Here is an 8,718-nt window from a genome sequence, read left to right on the forward strand (position 1 = left end):
CGGTCCAGCAGCACCCGCCGGAGCCCCTCACGCCGCCGGCGCCGGCGCTCGATGGGGGGCAGGATCACCGGGCGCAGGACGCCCGCCGCAACCCACTGGCGGACCGTCCACGCGGAGACGGACAGGTACTCCGCAGCGGCCTCCAGGCTCAGGAGCCGCGGCCAGCGAGCCGGTGCAGCGGGCACAGTCCTGGGCACAGCCCCCCGGGGTGTCTTGGAAGTCCGCACCGGCACGGATGTTTCCGGAGCCCGAGGCGAGGCCGTGGATTGGCAATCCACCGAGGGTGCCGCCAGCCGGGGATTCTCCACCCCCTCACCGTGGGTCGAGGCCGGGCGCCGGGGCTTCCGGGGCCGCCCGGGCCGGCCCGGCCAGCCGGGGCCGGGCGGGGCAGCGCGCAGGCGCTCCGAGGCGGCGGCCAGGAGTGGGGTACTCACGCGACAGCTCCGAGGGGTGCGTTAAGACGACTTGGCACGGCTATGGCTCATGAGGGGGGTGGACACTTTGGGGCGGCGACCCTTGGTGACGGAGTGACGGGCAAAGTCGGAACTCTCCTATACGCGCGCGCGCGTATAGAGAAGTTCCAGAAACACCCGTCACCCCGTCACCACCCGTCACCACGGTGGGTCATCCTCGCCGGGTTCGCGGTCGGGGGCCTCTTCGACCAAGCGCAGGTCTATTCCTTCCCAAATCCATCCCGATCTCGTATGGCGGCTCGAACACCCGAGTGCCCGGAGGGCCTCACCCCAGGCCCGGCCGGTGAGCGGATGCCGGACGCCGTTCGCTGCGCACCAGCTTTCGTACTCCCCACGCAGTCGAAACGCTGGCACAGTGAGGTCGGGGCCGAGCTGGCAGCAGTCGCGCACGAAATCGGCTAGGGGTTCCTGGCTCCGGCGGTAGGCGGCCGTCGCTCGCATCACGGCCTCGGGTTCGCCCAGGCCCTCGGCAAGCCAGCGGGCGCAGCCCTCGACGGCCCAAGCCAGGATGGCGGCGCCGGTCTGGGCTGGGTCGGTGATGGTGGCCTTCACGGTCTCGTCGCGATCTTCCCGGTGGGGCCGGGCGGTCGGGAACGGCAGCTCGCGCAGCCGCCGCCACAGACCGTCATCGTCAGCGCTGGCCTTGGGACGGTAGTTTGAGGCCAGCAGCAGTTTGAACGCGGGCTGGAACTCGAAGCTCCGCTCGTAGAGGCGCCGCGCGGTCACGGTGTCGCCGCCGGTCAGGAGCTTGACCAGCCCTTCGGCGAGACGCTGGCCGTCGCGCGTCTCGACGGACGTCACCAGGCGGACGCCGGCCAGGCGGGCGATATCCTCCCGCGGCCCCTCGCCGGGCTTCCTGGCGAGGAACGTGCTGAAGTCCGCCGACGCAGCGTAGTCGCCCCAGGTCCGGCGCAGCCCCTCGGTAAAGGTGCTCTTGCCGGCGCCAGCCGGCCCCCGGCAGAACACGAACGCCTCCTCGCGGATACAGCCCGTCAAGGCATAGCCGGCGTACCGCTGTGCGAACTCCCGGGCCCCCTCGTCGGGTAGCGCCGACTCGAGGAACGTCTCCCAGACGGCGGAGCGGGCGGTGGGATCGTAGGGGGCTGCGGCGATCCGCGTGATCAGATCCTCGCGCCGGTGCGGGCGCAGGTGGCCGGTGCGAAGTTCCAGGGTGCCGTTCTGGCAGTTGAACAGCCAGGGGTCGGCATCCAGCTGGTCGGGCGTCACCGCCAGGTCGGCCTGGGCCAGCATCAGCATGCGGCGGATGCCGGGTTCGCTACAGGCGTAGGTCGCCCATCGGGCCAGAGCTTTCCGGCGCGCCTCGTCAGTGGCGGCCGCCGCCTCGGTGAACCAGCCGCGGGCCGTCTCCTTCGCGGCGCGCAGGGCGGCGTCCCCGGCGTCGCGCCGCCAGCGCGTGCCGTCCCAGTGGAGCCAGCTGCTCCACGCATAGCAGTAGCGGAAGCTGCTCGCATGTTGCTCAACGAACCGGGCGGCGTTGGTCACGTCGGTCAACGGCTCGTCGGCGGCGTTCTGGAGTCCGAGCCAGCGCTTGAGTGCTTCCACGACGCGCCGGCCGTCACCGCGGAGCGTCTCTGCCAGCGTCGGGCCGCCGGTCACGGCTTCGCCGGCCGCGACTTTCGCCGCCGTCGTCAGCACGTCGCGCTTGCGCTCCGCCGCTTCGTCGTCGCCAGCCGCGAGGGCGGCCTGGTGGACGATCTGCACAGCAAGCGCCTCATCGAGCCCGCCGCGGACAAGCAGGCCCGCGGCGGCGAGAGCTGCCGCATGCCGGCTGCCCGGGGCCGGCCAATGCCGGGCCAGCACACAGGCGGCGGCCAGGGCCGCGACGGCCCGGCGTAGCGTGGCACCATCCCCCCGCGCGAGCTCGCCGTCCTCGTCCCACTCGATCACCTCGCCGCTCTCGTGCACGGAGCCGGGGAAGACCGTCTGGCCGCTCGCGCGCAGCTCCACCAGCATCCGCCCGGCATCGGGGTCCTTGAATGCTTCGCTCTCCACCGGCGTTGTCACGATGTAGAGCCAGTGCGATGCCCGCTTGCTGGGGCGCCCGAAGCGGCTGCGCGTGGGCGGCAGGAACGCAGGAGCCAGGCGGAGGGCTTCGCGGCAGTCGAGGTCCACGTCCACCAGCCCGCCGGAGGGCTCGCCGAGCAGCACACCGACGTTCAGCGGTCCCCCGTTGAAGTGGGCAGCAAGCTCGTCGGCGTCGAGCCGAAGCGTGGGCCACCCCGGGATCGTCGGCGCCTTCCTGCGATGCGGGACCGGGATGGGTCGCCAGCCCCGGCGGAGGTAGTCCACTGCACGATCGAGCGCGCTCACACCCGCCCCCCGCAGACGGCGCTGGCAAGCCAGTCGCGGGCGCCGTTGACGTCGCGCATGAGCCCGGCGTCACCGCCGACGTCCGGATGCGCCCGCCGCGCGACCTCGCGATACCCGACGCGCACGATCTCGCGAACCGCCGGCAGCAGCGCCTCGGGCGGGCGCCTCGGGACGATCCGTGTCTCCGCCTCCAGGCCCAACCGCCTCGCGAGCTCAGCGCGAACCGCGCCCGCGAGGGGCTCGCGCAGATCCGCCTCGTCCCAAAGCCACGCCAGGTACGAGGTCGGCAGCTCCCGAAGCGGATGCCCGCGCCAGCGCCCGAAAGGCATGCGGACCGTCACGACGGGGTGCCCCCCTCGTCGGCTCGTGCCCCGGCCGACGAATCGCGGCCAACACGACCACGACGCAGGAACTCGACCAGGTCGGTCACCGCGTAGCGGACTGCGCGCGGACCGACGCGGATAAACGCCGGCCCCCGTCCCTGGCGACGCCACGCGCCGAGCGTGCTCGGCGCGATCCCGAGCAGGCGCGCCGCATCTCGACTTTCGAGTAAGTTCACGTACACATCACCTCCGCGAGCAACTGAACCACGCCGCTCAGCGGGAAGGTGGCGCGAATAAAGCGGGTGCTACAGGACTTGCGAGCGGGCGAGGGCCCTATCCAGCTCCCGGGCGAGTCGACGAAGGTGCGGCAACAGGCGCCGGAGGCGGCCAGGCTCGACCTTGGCCATCGGCAGGCTCCAGCAGGCCAGCTCGCAGGCCAAACGGCTGCGACTCTCGTCGAGCCATCGCGCGAGCAGGGCCGGAGATGGGGGGCGGCCAGCCAGACGCTGGAAGGCGCGGACAATCAGGTCTTCCCGGATCTTGCGTTGTCCTGAGTAGTGGCTTACCCGCGGTAAAGACGTGAGCCATCGCCGCGCGTCCGCGTGCGCCACGAGGTAGCGGAGACGAGACCAGCCGTCGAGGATCGGCCGCCCTCGCCGATTCGGAAGGCGGGCGAGCTTCGGGAGGATGCGCTGGGCCCGCTCCACCAGGGACGCGCGCGGATGGCGCTGGCAATCGGCAATCCAGCAATCGAGGAGATGATCACAGGCCTGCTCGACGAGCGCGCCCGCCTGGCCCGGGTAGGTCCGGAGCAGCGCAGCCTCAGTACGCACGGTGTCCCGACGGTAGCGTCGGCGAAGCTTCCCGATCACGGCGTCAGCCAGCGCGGCCACGAGGCGCGCGATCACGGCCTTCGTGAGCGCATCCGGAGTGTCGGGGGGCGGGGGAAACGCTCGGAACAGCCAGTCGCGCACGGCGTGCAGGAGCAACGTCCGCAGCCAGAGGCTCGGTCGGTCGCCAGGCTGCGTCAGTAAGCGCCGGAGGCGTTCGGCGTCCTGTGGATCGACGAAGCAGAGAGAGTCCGCCGTGGCGCATCTCCCGCTGGAGCCCCGAGGGTGCCACCCCGGCCAAGCCGTCGGGAGCGGCGGTTCGGGTGCGCAGCCCTAGGCCGGGGAAGGACCGGTCTTAACTGTCGTCGAGGGCGCGGTGTGGGCCGCCGCAACCCGGGCACTGCACCTTGTCCTCATTCCGCCCCCCGTTCCTGTTCCGATCCACGCGTGTCGGCGTCGCGGCCCGCGGCCCGAGATCGTTCAGGTCGTTGAAGCCTGCGAGGGTTATCCACGAGCCAGCGACAAGCAGGTAGATGACGGCAGGGACGGCTAGCACCCAGCTGACGATTCGATGCCAGCCGAGCCAGTCCTCCGGCGCGAGCAGCCACCGTCGCCACGTCGACCCGGGGGGCAGGAGCCAGAGCACGAACTCGCGCAGCGGCCACGACGGCATCTGGCCGGTCCTGAGAAATACGTACGCATGGAGGCCGAGGAGTAGCACTCCCGCGAGGAGGAGGGCAGATCCTGCCGCTATTGTACAGTACGCACTGAACCTCTCCCCCCGACTACCCACGCTCGCGCAGCCGCCACTGCGGGCAGCGATCACAACACAGATCGACGATAGCAAATACCGGTCGGCACATGAGCGCTCGCCCCCTATGCCAGCTACTCCCCCTCTAGCCTTCTCCGCTTCACCTTCGCCCGCCGGGCCTCCGCGGCCTTACGGCCGATCTCCGCGCGGCGCTCAGGCGTCAGCTTCTTGGCGCGCCTCTTCCTGCCCTGTTCTCCAGGTCAAGCATCTCGTGTGCGCCGCACCTCTTGGCATCCTCGCGAAGGGCCAGGAGCTCGTTCAGCTCCCGCTGAAAGTCGGGGTGGCGAAGCCGGTAGCGCCAGCGCCGCGTCGGCCGCGTCCAGCGCTCGCCCGTCGGCCGCGTCCCCTCTGCACCTCGGCATCGGGCGCTCCAGGTGTGCGGCTGTGAGTCAACGCGGAGAGGTCCACGGCGCGGGGCGTGCGGGTGGGGAGGCGCGCACGCCTACTTACCTCCCCTCGAGCAGGGCGGCGGCCAAGGTGGTGACGACAAGGTCACTCCCTTCCGGGGACATGCCTGCAGCTTCAAGACACTTCCGGAAGTGCGGAAGCGCCTCGCGGAGGGCCGCGTGGCCAATGCGACGGTCCTCGGCGCGCAACCGCTCCATCGCCTCGAAGTCTTCGTTCTCAAGCTCCCAAACCTGCTTCCCGAGAATCCTGAGATGCTCCCGCTCAGTGGCCTTCAGACGAGCCTTCAGACGCTCGTCCCCCGAGACGCGCGCCGCCGCCGCCGCCGCCATGCGGTCAACGCAGGCGGCACCGACACGCCGGAAGATCTCGCGGTCTCGGTCCGTGAGCGCCCGCTCGAGCTCCTCGCGGCGCTTGTCAGCGCCGGACTTCCGTCCGCGCAGCAGCACGGGGACATTCCGCACGTAGGAGTATTCGGGCAAGCGCAGCTCCTCGAGGTGCACCCCAACGAGCCGCTTCGCCTCGAGGCGTTCGATCCTTGCCCAGGAGCCTTCGCGGCCCCCGATGAAGCGCAGGCGTATGTCGACGTGCCAGCCCGTAGGGGTAATGTCAAGCCAGACGCGCCCGGCGTCATTCGCACGCTCGGCTGACAGCCTGAGGCGGCCGTCGCCTCCGCCCGAGGTCGAATACTGCCTCAGGAAGAACATGGGGTGCATTCTCTCCAGGATCAGCACGTGGGTTTCCTTCAGAGTACACTGCTGATTGGCGCAGTGGAGCTCCCAGAGGTTGAAGGTCTCGCTTCTCTTCCGTTCCGACCAGACCTCGAGGTCGAGCCCGCAGAACGACGGCAGGGGGTCGCGGGCGTCCCACCAGCACCCGGCGGCCGGAAGGTCCGCCAGATCCGCGCTGGCGGGCAAGAAAAGGCTCGCAGCGGCACCGAGGACGAGCCCGCCAACCGCAGCGCCTCGCGCGAGGTGGCGCACCATTACCGCCAGTATGGCCTTCTCCTCAGGGTATGGACCGGTCAATCGATCGCATGGTGTGAGTCGCCCTCATCGCAGGGCATGTACCCGCACGCCTTCCCGACGAGCTCGTCGTCGCGGCCGCAGGGATAGCCCAGTTGGATGAACGCCTCGACGACTTGGGCCTCGTCCTCGAGAGCGAACTCCAGGTACTCGCCGTTGTGGACGCTCATGAGGAAGCGCCCAAAGCGCTTCTGGATCGTGCTTGGGCCACGGACACGGCGGCCCGGGCCCGGGCGATCAGGGCGATCGCCTGGCGGCGGGGCGACTCCTTGCGGGCCAGCTCGTCGCCAAGGTCGTCGGGCACCGGAGGATGATCACGCGACGTGGCGGCGTACATAAAGACGCGGCCCCACTGCCGCTTGAGGAACTGTGGCCACAGTTCGACCGAGCGATACGCCGCAAAGACCGCCTCAAAGTCCTGCACGGTGCAGGCGAGGGCGAGGTCGAAGTCGTCACTCATGCGCCGATCCGGAGCCGTCCCGCCTCACGCTGAGGGGCGCTTCTGGTCCCGATCATCGCGGGCGGCCCGGAGAGCGTCGAAGGCTGTCGTCCCCGCGCGCACCAGGCGCCGCATGAACTCGGCGAAGGCCCGCGCGTCCCGCCGCTGGCGCTCGTCGAGCCGGTACACAACGACGCGGTGGCGCCAGATCCCGAGGACCTTCTGCGCCCGGTGCTCTTTGGCTAGCTGTTCGGCCGCCTCGAGGCTCGTCGTCAGGAACGGACCGCGATCGCGGCAGAACCAGGAGCGACAGGCGTAGCCAGCGGTGAGCGATTCGATGAAGGCGGCGGTTTCTGTCGCGTCAGTACGGAGAGGGAGGAGCCCGAGAGGCGCGGGGGTCCATTCGCGATGCTGGGTCATCGCGCCCCTCCTTTCCGCGCCCGCGTCGTGGCCTTCGCCCACCGGGCCTGGACGGCGCGGCGCAGGATCTCCGACCGCTCCTCTTTCGGTACGCCCTGCCACCGGGCCTTGCCGCCCTTCCGGCCGAGAGCGGCGGCGTGGGGGTTTTTGCGCTTCCTCGCCATTCCGCCGCTACCATAGCACAATACAAGGCGCTCCGAAAATAGACTTGACATGATAGAAGGCGTCTTGTACAAACAGCGCAAGAAAGCTCGGCGGTTGCATACGATCGGCGACAGCGACGGAGATGGCCCCGCGGCGGCTGGCACCGCCGGGGACCGTGGGCCCCACAACCCGCACCCCACGAAGAGGAGGAGTTATGGCAACCAGTACAAAGCGCAGCACAGGCCGCCCCTCGAAGCCGGTCACGCTGGCCGACGTCGAGATCCGCTGGAAGGAGACGCACACCGAGCGCGAGCGCCGGATCAGCGGCCTCGACCTCGCCCAGCTGATCCGCCGCTCGCTGTTCCTGGGCAAGACGGACCCGGGCGAAACGCCCCTCTGGCAGTACCGCCTGCGGGGGCTCTCGGCGCTGCTGTTCCCCGAGGGGGGTGTCAGCGTCTACGAGTCCGACGCCCGGGCGCTGCTCTCCGACCTCCTGGCCGACGCCGCGGCCGGCGTCGAGTACGACAACACGGCGCTGCTCGATTTCGCCCGGACGGTGATGATCGAGCCGAAGGGGGGCCGCTCATGAGCGCCGCCCTCGTGCCGACGGCCCCGGGCCCGCTCGGCGCCTCGCCCCGGCGGCTCGCCGACCACCTGCCGGCGTTCCTCGGCTGGCTCCAGTTCGTCCGGGGCCGCTCCCCGCACACCCTGGCGGCCTACCGGCGCGACCTGGAGGCGTTCCTCGCCTTCCTCGGCGAGCACGGCCTCGAGCAGGCCGACCAGGTGACCCACCGGGTGGTGGAGGGCTACCTGGCGTGGCGCCTGCACCGCCTCGGCCGGAAGCCCGCGAGCGTGAATCGCGCTCGGCACGCGCTCAAGACGTTCTGGCGCTGGCTCCGGCGCGAGGGGTACGCCACCGGCGACCCGGCCGGCGACACCTACCCCTTCCGGGAACTGAAGCGGCTACCGCGGTACCTGCCGATCCCCGAGCAGGAGCGCCTGCTGGCGGCCCTGGCCGAGGACCGGAGCCTGGACGGTCGCCGGGACTACGCCCTGATCGCGACGGCGCTCCTCACGGGCCTCCGCGTCAGCGAGCTCGCGAGCCTCCGGGTCGACGACGTTGATCTCGAATCCGGCCGCCTGAGGGTGATCGGCAAGGGCGACAAGGAGCGCGAGGTGCCGATCATCCCGCGCCTGGCCGCGATCCTGCGGGAGTACCTGACGGAGGTCCGGCCGCGGCTCGTGGAGCGGCCGATCCGGGGGCGTCTGCGGCGATCGCCCCGGGGACGACGCTGGCTGGTCGAGTACCGGCTCGGCGGGGTCCGGCGCTCCTTCACGACCGGCACGACGGACCGGGCCGAGGCCGAGCGCATCATGGCCGAACGGCTGGCCGACCTCCGGTTCAGGCAGCTCTCCCCGTACCTGTTCGTGCGGGCCGGCCAGGCCGGGGGCTACTGCCAGAAGCGGGGGACGGAGCCGCTGCTGACCCGTTCGCTGTTCCGCGCGATCCGGCGCCG

12 protein-coding genes are annotated in these 8,718 nt (G+C 70.8%); 2 read left to right on the forward strand and 10 right to left on the reverse strand.

The features are described from left to right. From VNN10_00515 to VNN10_00560, 10 genes are all read right to left on the reverse strand, one after another. The coding region (locus VNN10_00515) for a helix-turn-helix domain-containing protein (protein ID HXH20481.1) at window positions 1–185 on the reverse strand (185 nt) is incomplete at its 3' end. A 426-nt stretch (window positions 186–611) separates the two neighbouring features. Then, entirely contained in the window at window positions 612–2,804 is a 2,193-nt protein-coding gene (locus VNN10_00520) for a phage/plasmid primase, P4 family (protein ID HXH20482.1), read from the reverse strand. Continuing rightward, window positions 2,801–3,145 (reverse strand): DUF3820 family protein, encoded by a 345-nt coding sequence (locus VNN10_00525; GenBank protein HXH20483.1) that lies wholly within the window; start codon window positions 3,143–3,145, stop codon window positions 2,801–2,803. Before VNN10_00525 ends, VNN10_00520 begins: the two co-directional genes overlap by 4 nt. Then, the gene (locus VNN10_00530; GenBank protein HXH20484.1) at window positions 3,142–3,369 is read right to left on the reverse strand and encodes a helix-turn-helix domain-containing protein; all 228 of its coding nucleotides are present in this window, start codon (window positions 3,367–3,369) and stop codon (window positions 3,142–3,144) included. Before VNN10_00530 ends, VNN10_00525 begins: the two co-directional genes overlap by 4 nt. Before the next feature lie 63 nt (window positions 3,370–3,432). Then, entirely contained in the window at window positions 3,433–4,116 is a 684-nt protein-coding gene (locus tag VNN10_00535) for a hypothetical protein (GenBank protein HXH20485.1), read from the reverse strand. A gap of 196 nt (window positions 4,117–4,312) precedes the next feature. After that, window positions 4,313–4,630: a hypothetical protein gene (locus VNN10_00540; protein HXH20486.1), complete on the reverse strand. Its 318-nt coding sequence runs from the start codon at window positions 4,628–4,630 to the stop codon at window positions 4,313–4,315. Between the two features lie 584 nt (window positions 4,631–5,214). Beyond that, window positions 5,215–6,201, reverse strand: coding sequence for a hypothetical protein (locus tag VNN10_00545; GenBank protein HXH20487.1), 987 nt, complete (start codon window positions 6,199–6,201; stop codon window positions 5,215–5,217). After that, a complete protein-coding gene (locus VNN10_00550; GenBank protein ID HXH20488.1) occupies window positions 6,198–6,368 on the reverse strand; it encodes a hypothetical protein in 171 nt (56 codons plus the stop codon). Before VNN10_00550 ends, VNN10_00545 begins: the two co-directional genes overlap by 4 nt. Beyond that, window positions 6,365–6,658 (reverse strand): hypothetical protein, encoded by a 294-nt coding sequence (locus tag VNN10_00555; protein ID HXH20489.1) that lies wholly within the window; start codon window positions 6,656–6,658, stop codon window positions 6,365–6,367. Before VNN10_00555 ends, VNN10_00550 begins: the two co-directional genes overlap by 4 nt. 24 nt (window positions 6,659–6,682) lie before the next feature. Then, entirely contained in the window at window positions 6,683–7,057 is a 375-nt protein-coding gene (locus VNN10_00560) for a hypothetical protein (protein ID HXH20490.1), read from the reverse strand. A gap of 358 nt (window positions 7,058–7,415) precedes the next feature. Here VNN10_00560 and VNN10_00565 point away from each other — a divergent pair, with 358 nt between their 5' ends. Beyond that, entirely contained in the window at window positions 7,416–7,790 is a 375-nt protein-coding gene (locus VNN10_00565; protein ID HXH20491.1) for a hypothetical protein, read from the forward strand. Further along, on the forward strand, window positions 7,787–8,718 hold a 932-nt coding region (locus tag VNN10_00570; GenBank protein ID HXH20492.1), incomplete at its 3' end, for a site-specific integrase. The genes VNN10_00565 and VNN10_00570, both read left to right, overlap by 4 nt.

Source organism: Dehalococcoidia bacterium, from assembly GCA_035574915.1.
GTDB lineage: Bacteria > Chloroflexota > Dehalococcoidia > DSTF01 > WHTK01 > DATLYJ01.

Bases quoted from the DNA above. Each gene is read 5' to 3' on its own strand.
- VNN10_00555 (HXH20489.1), bottom strand. From the start codon at position 6,658: ATGAGTGACGACTTCGACCTCGCCCTCGCCTGCACCGTGCAGGACTTT.
- VNN10_00540 (HXH20486.1), bottom strand. From the start codon at position 4,630: ATGCCGTCGTGGCCGCTGCGCGAGTTCGTGCTCTGGCTCCTGCCCCCC.
- VNN10_00550 (HXH20488.1), bottom strand. From the start codon at position 6,368: ATGAGCGTCCACAACGGCGAGTACCTGGAGTTCGCTCTCGAGGACGAG.
- VNN10_00560 (HXH20490.1), bottom strand. From the start codon at position 7,057: ATGACCCAGCATCGCGAATGGACCCCCGCGCCTCTCGGGCTCCTCCCT.
- VNN10_00565 (HXH20491.1), top strand. From the start codon at position 7,416: ATGGCAACCAGTACAAAGCGCAGCACAGGCCGCCCCTCGAAGCCGGTC.